At 63.1% G+C, this 16728-nt stretch carries 20 protein-coding genes; 16 read left to right on the top strand and 4 right to left on the bottom strand.

Annotated features, from left to right (window positions below; genetic code table 11):
• Positions 1 to 19: 19 nt before the first annotated feature.
• The 13 genes from LWF01_RS10070 (at position 20) to murA (ending at position 11420) form a co-directional block, all read left to right on the top strand.
• Positions 20 to 835, top strand: a complete 816-nt coding sequence (locus LWF01_RS10070; protein WP_432761942.1) for an L-threonylcarbamoyladenylate synthase — start codon at positions 20 to 22, stop codon at positions 833 to 835.
• On the top strand, positions 836 to 1942 hold the full coding sequence (locus LWF01_RS10065; protein ID WP_349637272.1) for an MraY family glycosyltransferase: 1107 nt from the start codon (positions 836 to 838) through the stop codon (positions 1940 to 1942). It begins immediately after the preceding gene.
• Complete coding sequence (locus LWF01_RS10060) at positions 1943 to 2443, top strand: Cg1360 family ATP-synthase-associated protein (RefSeq protein ID WP_349637271.1); 501 nt, start codon at positions 1943 to 1945, stop codon at positions 2441 to 2443. It begins immediately after the preceding gene.
• 218 nt (positions 2444 to 2661) lie between these two features.
• Positions 2662 to 3477 carry a F0F1 ATP synthase subunit A gene (gene atpB, locus LWF01_RS10055; protein ID WP_349637270.1) on the top strand — a complete coding sequence of 272 codons (816 nt, stop codon included), beginning with the start codon at positions 2662 to 2664 and terminating at the stop codon, positions 3475 to 3477.
• Between the two features lie 93 nt (positions 3478 to 3570).
• Positions 3571 to 3798 carry a F0F1 ATP synthase subunit C gene (atpE, locus tag LWF01_RS10050; protein ID WP_349637269.1) on the top strand — a complete coding sequence of 76 codons (228 nt, stop codon included), beginning with the start codon at positions 3571 to 3573 and terminating at the stop codon, positions 3796 to 3798.
• Between the two features lie 10 nt (positions 3799 to 3808).
• A complete protein-coding gene (locus tag LWF01_RS10045) occupies positions 3809 to 4369 on the top strand; it encodes a F0F1 ATP synthase subunit B (protein ID WP_349637268.1) in 561 nt (186 codons plus the stop codon).
• The gene (locus tag LWF01_RS10040) at positions 4369 to 5178 is read left to right on the top strand and encodes a F0F1 ATP synthase subunit delta (RefSeq protein ID WP_349637267.1); all 810 of its coding nucleotides are present in this window, start codon (positions 4369 to 4371) and stop codon (positions 5176 to 5178) included. The genes LWF01_RS10045 and LWF01_RS10040 overlap by 1 nt, the downstream gene beginning before the upstream one ends.
• A gap of 79 nt (positions 5179 to 5257) precedes the next feature.
• Positions 5258 to 6889, top strand: coding sequence for a F0F1 ATP synthase subunit alpha (gene atpA / locus LWF01_RS10035; RefSeq protein WP_349637266.1), 1632 nt, complete (start codon positions 5258 to 5260; stop codon positions 6887 to 6889).
• 59 nt (positions 6890 to 6948) lie between these two features.
• Positions 6949 to 7857 (top strand): F0F1 ATP synthase subunit gamma, encoded by a 909-nt coding sequence (locus LWF01_RS10030; protein WP_349637265.1) that lies wholly within the window; start codon positions 6949 to 6951, stop codon positions 7855 to 7857.
• Between the two features lie 32 nt (positions 7858 to 7889).
• Positions 7890 to 9347 carry a F0F1 ATP synthase subunit beta gene (gene atpD / locus LWF01_RS10025; protein ID WP_349637264.1) on the top strand — a complete coding sequence of 486 codons (1458 nt, stop codon included), beginning with the start codon at positions 7890 to 7892 and terminating at the stop codon, positions 9345 to 9347.
• Positions 9348 to 9351: 4 nt separating this feature from the next.
• Positions 9352 to 9636, top strand: coding sequence for a F0F1 ATP synthase subunit epsilon (locus tag LWF01_RS10020; RefSeq protein ID WP_349637263.1), 285 nt, complete (start codon positions 9352 to 9354; stop codon positions 9634 to 9636).
• An 80-nt stretch (positions 9637 to 9716) separates the two neighbouring features.
• Complete coding sequence (locus LWF01_RS10015; protein WP_349637262.1) at positions 9717 to 10112, top strand: DUF2550 domain-containing protein; 396 nt, start codon at positions 9717 to 9719, stop codon at positions 10110 to 10112.
• A 15-nt stretch (positions 10113 to 10127) separates the two neighbouring features.
• The gene (gene murA, locus LWF01_RS10010; protein ID WP_349637261.1) at positions 10128 to 11420 is read left to right on the top strand and encodes a UDP-N-acetylglucosamine 1-carboxyvinyltransferase; all 1293 of its coding nucleotides are present in this window, start codon (positions 10128 to 10130) and stop codon (positions 11418 to 11420) included.
• Between the two features lie 8 nt (positions 11421 to 11428).
• Here murA and LWF01_RS10005 read toward each other — a convergent pair whose 3' ends face one another.
• The gene (locus LWF01_RS10005) at positions 11429 to 11767 is read right to left on the bottom strand and encodes a hypothetical protein (RefSeq protein ID WP_349637260.1); all 339 of its coding nucleotides are present in this window, start codon (positions 11765 to 11767) and stop codon (positions 11429 to 11431) included.
• A 193-nt stretch (positions 11768 to 11960) separates the two neighbouring features.
• On the opposite strand from LWF01_RS10005, the gene LWF01_RS10000 reads away from it, so the two are divergent.
• Both LWF01_RS10000 and LWF01_RS09995 read left to right on the top strand, forming a co-directional pair.
• The gene (locus LWF01_RS10000; RefSeq protein WP_349637259.1) at positions 11961 to 12818 is read left to right on the top strand and encodes a 3-hydroxyacyl-CoA dehydrogenase family protein; all 858 of its coding nucleotides are present in this window, start codon (positions 11961 to 11963) and stop codon (positions 12816 to 12818) included.
• Positions 12815 to 13573: an SDR family oxidoreductase gene (locus tag LWF01_RS09995; protein WP_432761941.1), complete on the top strand. Its 759-nt coding sequence runs from the start codon at positions 12815 to 12817 to the stop codon at positions 13571 to 13573. Before LWF01_RS10000 ends, LWF01_RS09995 begins: the two co-directional genes overlap by 4 nt.
• 190 nt (positions 13574 to 13763) lie before the next feature.
• Here LWF01_RS09995 and LWF01_RS09990 read toward each other — a convergent pair whose 3' ends face one another.
• Both LWF01_RS09990 and nucS read right to left on the bottom strand, forming a co-directional pair.
• Positions 13764 to 14996: an N-acetylglucosamine-6-phosphate deacetylase gene (locus tag LWF01_RS09990; RefSeq protein WP_349637258.1), complete on the bottom strand. Its 1233-nt coding sequence runs from the start codon at positions 14994 to 14996 to the stop codon at positions 13764 to 13766.
• A 72-nt stretch (positions 14997 to 15068) separates the two neighbouring features.
• Positions 15069 to 15764, bottom strand: coding sequence for an endonuclease NucS (gene nucS, locus LWF01_RS09985; protein WP_349637257.1), 696 nt, complete (start codon positions 15762 to 15764; stop codon positions 15069 to 15071).
• A gap of 69 nt (positions 15765 to 15833) precedes the next feature.
• On the opposite strand from nucS, the gene LWF01_RS19310 reads away from it, so the two are divergent.
• Positions 15834 to 16163 carry an Rv1322 family protein gene (locus LWF01_RS19310; RefSeq protein ID WP_490384414.1) on the top strand — a complete coding sequence of 110 codons (330 nt, stop codon included), beginning with the start codon at positions 15834 to 15836 and terminating at the stop codon, positions 16161 to 16163.
• A 117-nt stretch (positions 16164 to 16280) separates the two neighbouring features.
• Here the strand turns inward: LWF01_RS19310 and LWF01_RS09975 are convergent, their stop codons facing one another.
• Entirely contained in the window at positions 16281 to 16691 is a 411-nt protein-coding gene (locus LWF01_RS09975; RefSeq protein WP_349637255.1) for a DUF952 domain-containing protein, read from the bottom strand.
• Positions 16692 to 16728: the final 37 nt, after the last annotated feature.

Raw genomic sequence — 16728 nt, 5'->3', positions numbered from 1 at the left:
AGTGAGAGACTAGTTGATCGTGAGCAAGTTTTACGATTGCCGTAACGACGATCTGCAGGATTTGATCCTCGACGAGGCAGCCCGAACGATCGAACGCGGTGAGCTGATTGTGCTGCCGACCGATACCGTCTACGGTGTCGGCGCAGATGCCTTCTCGGCAGATGCCGTCGCGGCGCTGCTTTCAGCGAAGGGCCGGGGGAGGGACATGCCTCCTCCAGTGCTGATCCCGCGGGTTGAAACCCTGGACGGGCTGGCAAGCGACGTTCCGGACGCGGGTCGCCGCCTGGCCACTGAATTCTGGCCGGGCGCTCTGACCATAATCTGTCAGGCGCAGCCATCCCTCGACTGGGACCTGGGCGACACCCATGGCACGGTGGCGATTCGGATGCCGGCCGACGATACAGCGCTCGCCATCTTGCGGCGCACGGGTCCGCTCGCGGTCTCCAGTGCCAACAAGACCGGGAAGCCCGCCGCCGCCACCGCCGACGAGGCCAGGGACCAACTCGGCGAATCCGTCCAGTTGTACCTGGAGTCAGGCGCTTCGGGAAGTGCGGCGCCCTCGACGATTGTCGACGCCACCGTAACTCCTCTGCGAGTGGTGCGTCAGGGCGCGATCACGCTTGATGCGCTGCGGGTTGTCGTCCCGGAACTGCTGGACGTCGACGGTAATCCGGCCAGGGCTGTGGCAGAACCCGACGCTGCGCCATCCGATACGGCTGCCGCGGCCGAAGACCAGGATGACACAACCGCCCTGTTCGACGAGGTGGTGCCGGATTCAGACCCGCCGCTCGCCGATGACGCGGAACTCGACAACGACGGTAATGAGCGAGCCTAGGTGCGCGGCTATCTGCTGATCATGCTTGTGGCCGCCGCGGTGGCCTACCTGATGACGCCCATGGTGCGTCGCCTGGCGGAGCGGAAGCTGGTCTTCGCCCCGTTACGGGATCGGGACGTGCACAAGGTGCCGACCCCAAGGCTCGGCGGCGTGGCGATGCTGTGCGGTGTGCTCGTTGCTTTCGCGGTCGCAAGCCAGATGCCGTTCCTGCAGCCGATCTTCTCCGACAGCAACCTCGTGCTCGGCGTGCTTGGCGCCGCGGTACTGCTCTGCGTGCTCGGCGTTGTCGACGACATCTGGGACCTCAACTGGATCACCAAGCTCGCTGGTCAGGTACTTGCCGCGGGGTTCATGGCGATTAACGGTGTATCGCTGGTGTCGTTGCCGGTCAACGGGCTGTTTATCGCCTCATCGCGCACCTCGATGTTTCTGACGATTTTCGTTGTCGTGCTCACGATCAACGCGATCAACTTCGTGGACGGGCTCGACGGCCTGGCAGCCGGGGTGGTGGCAATCGGCGGCAGTGCATTCTTCCTCTACACCTATTACCTGGCGATCGACGCGAACCAGAACACCTACGCCAACCTGGCGTCGTTGATCATCGCCTCGCTGGTCGGCGCCTGTATCGGTTTTCTGCCGCACAATTTCAATCCCGCGCATATTTTCATGGGTGACTCGGGCTCGATGCTGATCGGCTTGCTGCTGGCGGGTTCGGCGATCCGGGTCACCGGACAGGTTGACCCCGCGCTTATCTCGCAGGAGCGGGTCATTCCGACGTTTCTTCCGGTGCTGCTGCCGGTTGCGGTGTTGATACTGCCGCTGACAGACTTGGCCCTGGCTGTGATCCGGCGGCTGCGCGCTGGGAAATCGCCGTTCAGTGCGGACGCAAAGCACCTGCATCACCGGATGCTCGGCCTGGGGCACACCCACGCGCGGGCCGTGCTGATCATGTACCTCTGGGTAGCAATCGTGGCGTTTGGCTGCGTTGCATTCCTGATGGTCAGTTGGCGGATCGTCGTCCCACTCTCGTTGGGTCTGGCAATCATTACGCTCGTACTGACCTTTTCGCCACTGCGCCGCAAACTACGACAGCACCAGGAGAGTTGAATGAGTAACCCGCCAGGCGGACCCGGGCCCTCCGGAGCGCCGGACCCGTTCCGGCCGGCCCGTGACCGGAAGCCGACCGCCGTCGAGCTGCAATGGCGAAGGGTTTGGAAACTGCTGCTGGTCTATGGCGTGAGTTTCGCCGCCGCGATCGCGGTCGTCGGTGCCGTTGTCGGCTACTTCGTTGCCGGTGCCCCCGGGGTCGCCGGCGCGCTGATCGGTGCCGGCATGGCTGCCGTTTTCCTCGGAATCACCGCACTGACCATGTATGTCGGCCGCACATTGTCCCTCACCGGGCTGGCCGGCGCGCTGATGGCAGGGTTCCTGTTCAAGGCCGTGCTCTTCCTCATCCTGGCCAGTCAGCTGAGCAAGGTCGACGGCATCCACGGCGGCACGCTGTTCCTCACCCTGGCCGTCGCGGTGATCGGTAACGCCATCATCGACGCGGTCGTTGTGCAGCGGGCGCGGATTTCCTACGTCGATCCGGACGCCACGCACATGTGACCGGGGATGGCAGTGCGATTGACAGACCGGCTGGGGCAGGCGGAGAATGCCACCCCCGGAATTTGGTTGGCTCTACTACGCTTGGTAGAGTAAAACCGGCGGAAACGAAGTGTGATCGCCACAGATTTTCTTCGCAGTTTCTTTGCTGCAATCATTCGACATGTCTGGCCCGGTCCAAGGATGAACCTTAGACCCGACCTTGGGAGTGCAAACTGAACGTGGAAGTCCTCACTGCGGCCGGATCAATTGTCAGCGCAGCCAGCGAAGGCGGATTCCACGCCCCAACGATCGAAGAGTTCTTCCCCAAGGCTTTCCTGCTCGAGGGCACTCCCTTTGAGTTCAACCGGATCATGATGCTCCGGGTAATTTCGACCATCGTGATCTGCGCCATCTTCTGGATCGCGGCCAGCAGGCTCAAGCTTGTGCCAAGTCGCGGCCAGTCGCTCGCCGAAATGGCAATGGACTTCGTCCGGGTGTCCATCGCCGAGGAAACCATGGGCAAGGAAAAGGCCGCGAAGTTCCTCCCGCTGATCACCACGATCTTCTTCATGGTCGTGGCAATGAACATCACCGGAGTTATCCCGTTCCTGAATATTGCCGGAACCTCGGTGGTCGGTGTGCCGCTGCTGCTCGCGCTGATCGTCTACGTCACTTACCACGCGGCCGGGATCAAGAGCCAGGGCCTTGGCGGGTACCTCAAGACAGCGCTGATTCTGCCCGGCGCGCCGCCTGCAATGCACGTGCTGCTGATTCCGATCGAGTTCCTGACCAAGTTCGTGATCCAGCCGTTCACGCTGACCATCCGATTGCTGGCAAACATGCTGGTCGGTCACCTGCTGCTGGTGTTGGCTTTCGGGGCCACCTGGTTCTTCTTCTTCGACGCTTCGCTCGGCTTCAAGGCCTTCGGCTTCATTACCTTCCTCGGCGGATTCTTCGTCACCCTGCTTGAGATCCTGATCGCCGTGCTGCAGGCCTACATCTTCGCGCTGCTTGCCTCGGTTTACATCAACCAGGCCACCGAGGCAGAGCACTAAGCCGAATCCCAAAAGTTTTTCGTATGACCGCACCATAAGAACGACGTGATCAGGTAAATGGCCTGATCCGCCATTAGGAAGGAAACCACTTAAGTGGAAATTCTCGCTGAAGTATCCGGCTCGCTCTCGACAGTCGGTTACGGCCTCGCCGCGATCGGTCCGGGTATCGGTGTAGGAATCGTCATCGGTAAGACCATCGAGGGAACCGCTCGCCAGCCGGAGCTTGCCGGCCAGCTGCGCGGAAACATGTTCCTCGGTATTGCGCTTATTGAGGCACTTGCCCTGATCGGTATCGCCACCCCGTTCTTCCTGACCCAGTAGGACGCACACTATGACTCCATTGATTCTTGCGGCAGAAGACGTTAACCCGCTGCTTCCTGCCGTCTATGACATCGTCTGGAGCGCAGTCTGCTTCGTCATCATCTTCCTGGTTTTCTGGAAGAAGGTGCTGCCGAACTTCAAGAAGACCCTCGACGCTCGCTCCGAAGCAATTCAGGGCGGAATCGAAAAGGCTGAGAAGGCACAGGCCGAAGCAGCAGCCGCCCTGGACGAATACCAGCAGCAGTTGGCCGAAGGACGCGCGGAAGCCGCTCGCATCCGGGAAGAAGCTCGTGCCGAAGGCGCGCAGATTCTTGCCGAAATGAAAGAGCAGGCCGCTTCGGAGGCAGCTCGGATCACGGCAACCGCGCATACCCAGCTGGAAGCAGACCGCCAGCAGGCGTTGGTGTCGCTGCGCAGTGAAGTGGGCAACCTGGCGACCGACCTGGCCGCGCGCATCGTGGGGGAGACCCTGTCCGACGATGCCCGTGCCTCGAACGTTGTCGACCGGTTCATCGCCGAACTTGAGGCAGAGCAGCCTGTACAGGCAACTGCCGCGACGAAGGGGAACTAATGCGCGGGGCGAGTAGACAGTCCTTTGCTCAGGCCGTCGAGCGTCTCGAGCCGCTCATTGCTGCGGACGGCGCCCTGCCACTCGGCCAGCAACTACTTCAGGTTGTTGGTGTGCTGGGCTCCTCCTCGCCGCTGCGCAAAGCCCTCACCGAGCCATCGCGCTCGGTTGGGGATAAGCAACAGCTGCTGAAGTCGATTCTCGGCTCGCACGTTTCCGACACCACACTGGATGTGGTTGGCGGACTGATCGAGTCCCAGTGGTCCAGGTCAGGCGATCTGGTCGATGCCGCGGAGCGTCTGGGAGTTATTTCCCTGGCCGGTTCGGCGCAGAACGAACGGCGAATGGACGAGGTCGAGGATCAACTGTTCCGTTTCTCTCGGATTCTTGCCGGCAATCATGACCTGCAGCGGGCGCTGAACAACCCGGACGCACCAAACCAGGCCAAGGCGCGCCTCGTCGAGGATTTGCTCGGCGACAGGGTAGCCGTCGAGGCAGTGGCCATGATCGGCCAAGCCGCGGTTCACCCCCGCGGAAAGACGACCGCGGCGGTGCTCGAAAGCTACGGCGAGATTCTGGCCAGTCGCAGGGCACGGGAGATTGCGACCGTAACGGTGGCAAAGCCTCTTGCGCCCGAGCAGGTCGAGCGTCTCGGCGCCGCACTAAGCAGGACGTATGGGCGTGAGCTCGTGCTGAACATTCAGATAAATCCTGAGATCGTCGGCGGGCTGAAAGTACAGGTGGGTGACGAGGTCGTAGACGGCTCGGTCGCCACCAGGCTTGATGACGTGCGCCGCCGGCTCGCGAGCTAGACACCAAACACGTAGTTAATTTTTACGCGGCTGTGGATTTGATAGTCGCCAAGAAGACAAAGGGAAGCAGGGACACCAGATGACGGAACTGACAATTCGTCCGGAGGAAATCCGCGACGCGCTGGGCAAGTTCGTCGAGTCGTACACCCCGGAAGCCGGATCACGCACAGAGGTCGGCAAGGTTCTTGACGCCGGTGACGGCATCGCGCACGTATCCGGCCTGCCAGGCACCATGGCCAATGAGCTGTTGCGTTTCGAAGACGGCACGCTCGGCCTGGCACTGAACCTGGATGAGCGCGAGATCGGTGTCGTTGTTCTCGGTGAGTTCGCCGGAATCGAAGAGGGCCAGGAAGTCCACCGCACAGGTGAGGTTCTTTCAGTCCCCGTCGGCGAAGGCTACCTCGGTCGTGTCGTCGACCCGCTGGGTGCTCCGATTGACGGCCTCGGCGAGATCGAGACCTCCGGACGCCGCGAGCTCGAACTTCAGGCAGCCGGCGTGATGGATCGCCAGGAGGTTCGTGAGCCGCTGCAGACCGGTATGAAGGCGATCGACGCCATGATCCCGATCGGCCGGGGCCAGCGCCAGCTGATCATCGGCGACCGCAAGACCGGAAAGACGGCCATCGCGGTAGACACCATCATCAACCAGAAGGCCAACTGGGAGTCCGGCGACCCGAAGCAGCAGGTTCGCTGCATTTACGTCGCCATCGGCCAGAAGGGTTCGACGATCGCCTCGGTGCGTCGTTCGCTCGAGGAAGCCGGCGCGCTGGAATACACAACGATCGTCGCTTCGCCCGCCTCGGACCCGGCCGGCTTCAAGTACCTCGCTCCGTACGCCGGCTCGGCCATCGGCCAGCACTGGATGTACGAGGGCAAGCACGTCCTGATTGTGTTCGACGACCTGTCCAAGCAGGCCGAGGCATACCGCGCCGTCTCACTGCTGCTGCGTCGCCCGCCGGGCCGCGAGGCATACCCCGGCGATGTCTTCTACCTGCACTCCCGCCTGCTGGAGCGTTGCGCGAAGCTCTCCGATGAGCTCGGCGCGGGGTCGATGACCGGCCTGCCGATCATCGAGACCAAGGCCAACGACGTCGGTGCCTTCATTCCGACCAACGTCATCTCGATCACCGACGGTCAGATCTTCCTGCAGTCCGACCTGTTCAACGCGAACCAGCGTCCGGCCGTTGACGTCGGTGTGTCCGTGTCCCGTGTTGGTGGCGCCGCGCAGACCAAGGCTATGAAGGGTGTATCCGGAACGCTGAAACTGAGCCTGGCTCAGTACCGCGACCTCGAGGCATTCGCCATGTTCGCCTCGGACCTGGACTCCGCGTCGAAGCGTCAGCTCGCCCGGGGTGCACGACTGACCGAGCTGCTGAAGCAGGGCCAGTACCAGCCATACCCGTTCGAAAACCAGACCGTCTCGGTATGGGCCGGCACCAACGGACATCTTGATGATGTTCCGGTCGCCGATGTCCTTCGCTTCGAGTCGGAACTCCTGGACCACCTCTCGCGTCACACCGAGGTGCTGACCACGATCCGTGAGACCAAGAAGCTCGAGGACGACACGATCTCCGCGATCGAGGCCGCCCTGGCGGACTTCAAGGCCGGATTCCAGACGTCAGAAGGCGGACACCTCGGCTCCGAGGAGCAGGAGGCTGCCGAAGCCGAAGAGGTTGGCCAGGAGAAGATCGTTCGTCAGAAGCGCGGCTAGTTGAGCGATGCGGCGCCTAGGACGTAGATGACGAACGAGCCAAGAGGGAGAAGTTAGTTATGGGAGCACAGCAAAGGGTCTATCGCCAGAAGATCCGTGCGACGCAGTCGTTGCGGAAGATCTTCAAGGCGATGGAGCTGATTGCTGCGTCTCGGATTCAGAAGGCACAGGACAAGGTACGCGCATCGGGGCCATATTCCGGCGCAATTACCAGGGCTGTGTCGGCTGTAGCCACGCAGTCGAACGTCCAGCACACGCTGACTGCCGAGCCGGAGCAGGTGCGCCGGGCGGGCGTGTTGGTGCTGAGCGCCGACCGCGGATTTGCCGGGGCCTACTCGGCGAACGTGATCCGTGAAGCCGAATCTCTGACCGAGCTGCTGCGCAGCCAGGGCAAGGAGGTGGCGACCTATTCCGTGGGTCGGAAGGCGGCTCGTTACTATGCCTTCCGCGACCGGCCGGTAGCTGCAGAATGGACCGGTTTCACCGAGGCTCCCCGTCCGGAGCATGCTCGCGAGATCGGCGAGCGACTGCTTGCGGACTTCGAGACCAGCTACGAGGACGGCGGTCTGGACGAGATCCACATCGTGTTCACCCGTTATGTGAATACAGTGACGCAGACTCCCGAGTTGGTCCGCCTGCTCCCGTTGGAGATTGTCGACGCGGAGGAGGCGCCGGACGATAACGAGGTCTTCCCGCTCTACGAATTCGAGCCGGGGCCGGAGACGGTTCTCGATACGCTGCTTCCTCGCTACATCGAATCCCGGATCTACAACGCGCTTCTGCAGTGTTCCGCTTCCGAGCAGGCCGCTCGCCAGCGCGCGATGAAGACCGCGGCGGATAACGCCGATGATCTGATCAAGTCGTACACGCGGTTGGCGAACACAGCCCGTCAGGCCGAAATTACCCAGGAAATCACCGAGATCGTTGGTGGCGTCGAGGCCCTCGCCGCAGCCAGTGCTTCCGAGTAAATCCAGCCCCATAGACAAGAGTAGAAACTATTATGACTGCTACAGAAACTGAAAAGACTGCCACTGGCGGGGCTGCATCCGTCGGACGCATCGCCCGGGTGACCGGTCCGGTCGTCGACGTTGAGTTCCCGCTCGACTCCATCCCGGAGATGTACAACGCGCTGAAGACCGAGGTGACCCTGTCAGAGGGCACCAGGGTGCTGACGCTTGAGGTTGCGCTGCACCTCGGTGACGGCATCGTTCGCGCGATTTCGCTTCAGCCGACAGACGGACTTGTCCGCGGTCAGGAAGTGCAGGACACCGGAGCGGCGATCTCCGTCCCGGTCGGCGATGTCACCAAGGGCAAGGTCTTCAACACAGTCGGTGACCCGCTGAACCTCAAGGAGGGCGAGCGGCTCGAAGTTTCCGAGCGCTGGCCGATCCACCGCAAGGCGCCTTCATTCGATCAGCTGGAGTCCAAGACCCAGATGTTCGAAACCGGCATCAAGTCGATCGACTTGCTGACCCCGTACGTGCAGGGTGGAAAGATCGGACTGTTCGGTGGTGCCGGTGTCGGCAAGACAGTTCTGATTCAGGAAATGATCTATCGCGTGGCCAACAACCACGACGGTGTGTCGGTGTTCGCCGGGGTAGGTGAGCGTACCCGTGAGGGTAACGACCTTATCGCGGAGATGACCGAATCAGGCGTTATCGACTCGACCGCACTGGTCTTCGGCCAGATGGACGAGCCACCAGGCACGCGTTTGCGTGTCGCGCTGTCGGCGCTGACCATGGCGGAGTATTTCCGCGATGTGCAGAAGCAGGACGTGCTGCTCTTCATCGACAACATCTTCCGGTTCACCCAGGCAGGTTCTGAGGTGTCGACACTGCTCGGCCGGATGCCTTCGGCCGTGGGTTACCAGCCGAACCTCGCCGATGAGATGGGCGTTCTGCAGGAGCGGATCACCTCGACCCGTGGCCACTCGATTACGTCGCTGCAGGCGATTTACGTTCCTGCCGATGACTACACCGACCCGGCTCCGGCGACAACGTTCGCTCACCTCGACGCAACGACAGAGCTGTCCCGTGAAATCGCCTCGCGGGGTCTGTACCCCGCGATCGACCCGCTGGCCTCATCGTCGCGCATCCTGGACCCGCTGTACGTGGGCAAGGAGCACTACGAGGTGGCCGTCGCGGTGAAGGCTATTCTGCAGAAGAACAAGGAGCTTCAGGACATCATCGCGATCCTCGGTCTCGATGAGCTCTCCGAAGAGGACCGCCTGGTTGTTAACCGCGCGCGGCGGATCCAGCAGTTCCTGTCGCAGAACACCTACATGGCGGAAAAGTTCACCAACGTCCCGGGTTCGACTGTTCCGCTGGCGGACACCATCGAAGGCTTCCAGAAGATCGTGAAGGGCGAGCTGGACCACGTGTCCGAGCAGGCTTTCTTCAACGTGGGTGGCCTCGAAGATGTCGAGCGCGAATGGGCCCGGATCCAGAAGGAGTCCTAAGTCCATGGCCAGCACAGCTGAACTTCAGGTTGACGTCGTCGCCGCCGACCACTCGGTGTGGTCGGGGCAGGCGGCGCGGGTCGTCGCGCGGACAGCAGAGGGCGAAATCGGTATTCTGCCGCGACACGAACCGCTGCTGGGCGTGCTCGCCGAGGGTGAGGTGCGCATTCTGCTGACCTCTGGTGAGCAGATCACCGCCCAGGCCGAGGGAGGCTTCCTTTCGGTTGAAAACAACCGGGTGACAATTGTGGCCGATCGTGCTGAACTATCAGCACCGGTGAATTCCTAGCAATACGGAAGTTGCATTACTTGTCGCCAACGTCGATAGCGCTGATAGCGCTGGTTGCTGTCGTCCTTATCGTGATTGGCGTGTTCATCGCGCGGCGCCGCTACCTCAGCCGCTTTTACGGCAGCTTCGATTGCTCGTTATTCGTGGGCGATGGCCAGATTCCTGGTCATCGCCCACGTTGGCGTTTGGGCGTCGCGGTGTATGCGGACCGGTGCCTGGAATGGTATCCGGTCTTTGCGCTTCGACGGGTGGCCCAGCATCAGTGGCATCGTCAGCAGCTCGAAATAGTCACTCGTGACGTGCCGACCGACGGTGAACAGTTCGCTGTATTGCCTGGCGCATTGATAGTCCAGTGCCGCGAAGTGCAGGACGGCGTTTTCCGGCTTGCGATGGGCCCTGATGCATATGCCGGGTACGCTTCCTGGCTCGAATCAGCCCCTCCGGGACACAACGACCGGATGGGCCACTTTACTTAAAGGCGGCGTGTTTGCATGGAACTAGTCAGAGTTACCGGGGGAGCCAGTCTTTCCGGCTCGGTCCGGGTGCGCGGCGCCAAGAACAGCGTGCTCAAGTTGATGGCCGCGACGCTGCTCGCCGAGGGCCGGAGCACGATCTCGAACGTACCCGATATCGTCGATGTCCGGATCATGAACGAGCTGTTGCGGCGGTTGGGCTGTTCGGTGACGCATGACCGCGAGCAGGGTGTTGTGGCGATCGATGTGCCTCGCTCGCCCGGTGTCCGTGCCGACTACGAGCTCGTGCGGGCGATGCGCGCCTCGATCTGCGTTCTCGGCCCGTTGACAGCCCGATGCGGCTCCGCCGAAGTTGCGCTTCCCGGCGGCGATGCCATCGGTTCGCGCGGCCTTGACCTGCACCAGTCCGGCCTCGAGATGCTGGGCGCTACGGTGCGTCTGAGCCACGGCTACTTCGTCGCCTCCGCCCCGGACGGCCTTACCGGTGCGGATATCCGGCTCGACTTCCCGTCGGTTGGAGCCACCGAGAACCTGGTTATGGCCGCTACCCTCGCTTCCGGCACCACAGTGATCGACAATGTTGCCCGGGAGCCGGAGATCGTCAACATTTGCGAAATGCTGGTCGCTATGGGTGCCCGGATAGACGGCATCGGCACCTCCAGGCTCACGGTCGAGGGGGCCGCTTCGTTGCACCCGGTCGACCACGAGGTGGTCGGGGACCGGATCGTAGCCGGTTCGTGGGCCTTCGCGGCAACGATGACCGGAGGGGACGTCCGAATCGACGGTGTAAATCCCTCGCATCTCGACGTCGTGATCGAGAAGCTGGAACTTGCCGGCGCGACGGTCGAAACTGCTGAAGCCAGCCTTAGGGTGCGCGGGCCCAAGCGTCCGGTTGGGATCCGGGTCTCCACTCTGCCGTATCCGGGTTTCCCGACGGATCTGCAGCCCTTCGTGATAGCGCTGAATTCGATAGCCGAGGGAAGCGGCATGCTGACCGAGAACCTGTTCGAGGCTCGGTGGCGCTTTGTCCGGGAACTGGCCCGGCTTGGCGCGAAGGTGCGTGTGGACGGACACCACGCCCTGATCAGCGGCGTGACCAAGCTCTCCGGCGCCCCGGTGGAGGCGAGTGACATCCGCGCCGGCGCCGCGCTCGTGATCGCCGGCCTGGTGGCCGAAGGCGTCACCGAGGTCAGCGGCGTCGATCATATCGACAGAGGCTACGAGCATCTGGTTGAGCAATTGCTCAACCTCGGCGCCACGGTTGAACGCGTCGAGGTCCCGGACCCGGTGGACGTCGTACTGCACGAATAGCTTGGCCGTCAGGTCAGGTGCAGAACGTCCCTGGCTCGCTGGGCATCTTCGGCGAACACCATCACCCTGGTGCCCTCGGTCGTGTTCGTCACGGTAGCCACGATTCCGGCCCGGGCCAGCGCGTGCTGGGCCTGCCGGGCTTCGTCTGCGGTGTCCGGATCGCAGATGGGCGTCAGGAGTCCGTAATCGTCCGGCTTCCCGCTGCGCGGAGGCTTGGCAATGAGCGACTTGCCGCCGGAGAAGGTCCAACGCAGCAATAGGATTGCGGCACCGAGCAGCAACAGCGCGCCGAGCGGCTCGAAAGCGACCGGCAGGGTGAGCACATCTGATTCGAATGCAGACGCCATGAACTTAAGTCTGCTCTCAACCGGTGCGGATCGCCAGTGTCTGGATCGACCAGTGGTAGGCCGCCGACGCACTGCGCATTTCCCCGGTTGCCTCAGCGGAGCAAGGCCGGGTCTTGCAGCAGGGTGTGTACGCAGGTGGCGACCCCCGCGGCTAGGCTGAACGGCAGAATAGACAAACCTGAAGGAGATTACCGTGGCGGACTCACGTCGTGTTGTTGTGATAGGTGCCGGACTGATGGGTTCCGGCATAGCGCAGGAGGCTGCGCTTGCCGGATGGACCGTCACTGTTCAGGATGTGAACTCCGCCGCCTTGGCTCGGGCCCGCGATACTGTCGCAGACTCGCTGGGCAAATTCGCGGCCAAGGACCGGATTACCGCGGACGATGTCGATGCGGCCATGTCACGTCTGGACACCTCGGAGTCGCTGGACGTCGTCGCGCAAGCGGATATCGTCGTCGAGGCGGTGTTCGAAAGCATCGAGGTGAAGTCTCAGGTCTTCGGTGAACTCGATCGGCTGGCGCCGGCACACGCGGTGCTTGCCTCGAATACGACGGCAATCCCGATCACCACAATCGCGGCGCACACCCAGCGTCCGGAATCCGTGCTCGGACTCCACTTCTTCTCGCCGGTGCCGATGATGAAGCTGGTCGAGCTGATCCGCGGCCTCAACACCAGCGACGAAACAGTTGCCCGGGGGAGGGCCTTCGCCGAGGACCTTGGAAAGTCAGTCGTGGTGGTCAACCGGGATGTCGCAGGCTTCGTGACGTCACGACTGATCATTGCGCTGGTGAACGAGGCAGTCGGGCTGGTTGAATCGGGTGTGATGAGCGCCGAGGATCTGGACACGGCATGCCGGCTCGGCTTCGGACATGCGATGGGGCCACTGGCCACTGCCGACCTGACCGGCGTGGACGTATTGCTGCACGCCAGCGACAACATCTATCAGGACACTCGCGACCCGAAGTTCGTCGCGCCGGAACTGATGCGCCGAATGGTCACGGCCGGAAAGCTCGGCCGCAAATCCGGCGAAGGGTTCTACGAGTACAAATGATGAACCAGGCAAAAGGCAAAGTGATAGTGATTACCGGGGCCGGCTCGGGGATCGGGCGGGCGACGGCGCAGCACGCAATCCGGACCGGCCATGGCGTCGTCCTGCTCGGTCGGCGGGAGCAGGCGCTGCGCGAAACAGCCGAGGTTGCCGATCAGGAGCAGGCGATCGTCTGCCCGACGGACGTGACCGAAGAAGGTCAGGTTGAGGCGGCGTTCGGCGCGGCCGTCGACCATTTCGGCCGGGTTGATGTTCTGTTCAACAACGCCGGCACCTTTCAGCACGGGGGTTCGGTGGCAGACCTCAGCCCGGCTGAGTGGCGTGCCGCGGTCGACGTGAATCTCACCGGAATGTTCCTGTGCGCGCGGGAGGCATTCAGGTTAATGCGTGCGCAGTCGCCGAAAGGGGGCAGGATCATCAATAACGGTTCGATTTCTGCGCACTCGCCGCGCCCGGGCTCAGTTGCCTACACCACGACGAAGCATGCGATCACCGGGCTGACCAAGTCGATATCCCTGGACGGGAGGCCACATGGCATCGCGTGTTCGCAGATCGATATCGGTAACGCCGCCACTGAACTCACGGCAGACTTCGGCACCGGTGTCATGCAGGCCGACGGGCAGAAGAAGGCAGAACCGATGTTCGACGTTTCGCATGTCGCCCGGGCAGTTATCAACACCGCCGAACTGCCGCTGGACGTCAACGTGCAGTTCATGACGCTGATGGCCACCAATATGCCGTTTCTGGGCCGGGGATGACCTTCAACCGCAGCTAGCGGCGATGCCGGTCAGGACCGGACCGGACACGTGATTGGGCCAGTGGCTGGAGTCGACGAGCCGGCGGCTGGCCGTTGATGAGAATCGGGAACTTCAGGCAGGAACGCGCGTGATCGCGGGCTGGCATCGAGTTCGCGGACTTCGGTGAGAGCTAGCAGAAGGGTGAAAACTGTTAGTCGGTCAACCACTCGCCGGATCGCATCACCCGGTGCAGGTTGAGGCCCTCGTCACAGACCAGGATGTCGGCCTGGTGCCCCTCGCGCAGCGAGCCGATCGAATCGGCCAGGCCGAGCACACTGGCCGGCGTGTAGGTGGCGGCCAGCACGGCATCCTCAATCGGCACCCCCGCTGCCACCGTGCACCGGACGACGTCGAGCAGTGTCGAGGTGCCGCCGGCGATGCTGTCGCCATCGGCGAGCCGCGCGACACCGTGCGTGACGACGACCTTTGCCGGCCCGAGCTGATAATTACCGTCGGCACATCCCGCGGCGGCCATCGCATCGGTGACCAGCGCTATGCATGACGCACCTACGGTCGAAAACACCATCTTCACGGTGTCCGGCGAAAGATGCACGTTGTCGGCGATCAGCTCGACAACGGCGTTGCTTTCGCCGGCAGCCTCGAGGCTGGCCGCGATCGGACCGGGATCGCGATGGTGCAGGGGGCGCATAGCGTTGAAAAGGTGGGTGGCGGTGGGCCGCTGGTCGATAACGCCGGATGACCCGGTCAGCTCCGCCGCCGCCTGCGTGAGCGCGGCTCGGGTCGTGGAGGCATCGGCGTCCGTGTGCCCGATGGACGGCACGATGCTGGAGATGGTCAGCAGATCGATCAGCTCACTGGCACCTGGAAGCTCAGGTGCCAGCGTCATGCTGGCGCCGTAGCCGCCTGACGCCGTGATCAGTGACTGGACAAGCTCCAGATCGGGATCAAGCAGGTACTGCGGATCCTGGGCCCCAGCACGCTGCGGCGAGAGGAAAGGACCCTCCCAGTGGATCCCGGCGATCTCGTCGTCCTCGGCGAGCTGAGCCAGCAGGCGAGTACGTGCAACAAGATCCTCAGGAGCAGCGGTCACCAGGCTGCCAAGCAATGTCGTCGTACCCGAGCGACGATGGAAGGCCGCGGCCGCTCGCGCATCCTCGACGGAGCCGGACGCGAAGTCGAAGCCGGCGCCGCCGTGGCAGTGCAGGTCGATCAGGCCGGGCAGCAATACGGCAGACTCCGGCAACCGCTCCGAAGCAGGCCAGTGATCCTCGACCGGCGCCTCGGCTCGCGGACCGGCGTAGATCAACGCGCCCTGCGCAATGGCTACCAGCGCGTCTTCGATGCTGTAACCATCTGTCACGACCCGTCCGATCAGTACCGTGTCGACAGCGGGCACGTCCGGGGATTTCGCATGCTTGTTCATTGTGAGCCAGCATACCGTTTGCCGGAGCGGACGCCGCGGTGTCAGCGCAGTTCGCGAGTGCCTGCCCGTAGCCTAGAAGAGGCGCGACCCGGGGTCGTCGAGTCCGCGCATCGCATCGTAATCGAGGATTACGCACCGGATGCCGCGATCCTCAGCGAGGACCCGGGCCTGCGGTTTGATCTCCTGGGCCGCGTAGACACCACGCACCGGGGCCAGCAGCGGGTCGCGGTTCATCAATTCAAGATAGCGCGTGAGCTGCTCGACGCCGTCGATCTCGCCACGCCTCTTGATCTCGATGGCGACAGAGCCGCCATCCGGACCCTTCGCCAGGATGTCGACCGGGCCGATAGCGGTCATGTACTCACGTCGAACCAGGCTGTGACCTTCGCCAAGCGTTTCAATGTGTTCGGCCAGCAGCTTTTGCAGGTGTGCTTCTACGCCGTCCTTGACCAGGCCCGGGTCAACGCCAAGCTCATGGTTCGATTCGTGCAGGATGTCATAGATCGAGACCACCAGCTGATCGTCGGACTTGGCGTGGGTCACCCGCCATAGCTGCTGGACGCCGGCCGATACCTCGGTGGGCGCGGGTTCGACCTCCTTGAAGGTGCAGGGCGGGCTCATCCAGTTCAGCGGCTTGTAGGAGCCTCCGTCGGAATGAACCAGCAAACTGCCGTCAGCCTTCAACATCAGCAATCGGGTGGCAAGGGGCAGGTGGGCGCTGAGCCGACCTGCGTAATCGACTGAGCAGCGAGCAATAACTAGGCGCACGGTAGACCACTGTAGCGGGTCATTGGCCTTCTTTTCACCGGTGCGCCGGCGGTGGGCCACAATAGAGGAATGCCACGGTCCAGCAGCTCACGCCGAGCGTCAAAGTACCAGCGCCCTCGCCCTGAGCCGCGCGACCTGGAAGAGACGCTGGCGGCAATGCCGCGCTCCGTAACGGCTGGTGACGGCGAATGGACAGTTCAGCGGGTCCGGGGCGACCGGACGTCGAAGACGTACCGTTGTCCCGGCTGCGATCAGGAGATTGGGCCGGGCGTCGCGCACACGGTTGCCTGGCAATCGGACAGCATCCTCGGCGCCGAGCACGCTCTGGCGGGTCGTCGGCACTGGCATAACTCCTGCTGGCAGGCTCGCGGCCGCCGGGCGCCGACCCGGCGGCGATAGCGCCGGAACCGGTTCGCGGGTTCGTGATTCGCGAGAGTCTATGCCCGGAGAGACTGATCCGCCGGAAGCTATGCCGGGGGAGAGTCGGAGGACGCGGTAGCTGGCGCCCTGGCGGGGCTACCCAGGGGGAGTTTCGACGACGTCGAGGCCGTCAAGGTCCGGCATCACGAACGTGCGTCCGGAAAATGACGCAGGCAGGACGGCAACCACCGTGTCGTCATCCGTGGGCAGCGCGGCGTAGATGCGCGGGAACCTCTCCGCATCCGGCTGGTCCGCGGCCAGGTCTGCCGGCTCCCAGCGCACCTCGATGCCGGCTGCCTCCACCGAGGGCAGGTCGATGACGAGGACCACGAGGGGTACGGTAACGTCCGCATAGAGGTAGCGTGCGATCTTGGGCAGCTGTGAGGCGGTCGAGGCGTGGAGGAATCCGGCGTCATCGACGCTGGTGTTTCGGGTGGAGACCTGGTACTCGCCGAACGGGACCGCGGCCTCCCAATCATCGGCGATGGCAAGGTGTAAAACGCGCATGGCCTTTACCCTACTTCGGGCAGCGTACGCTGCCCGG

Source organism: Saxibacter everestensis (assembly GCF_025787225.1).
Taxonomy (GTDB): domain Bacteria; phylum Actinomycetota; class Actinomycetes; order Actinomycetales; family Brevibacteriaceae; genus Saxibacter; species Saxibacter everestensis.
This window is presented reverse-complemented; position numbering and strand designations above follow the sequence as displayed.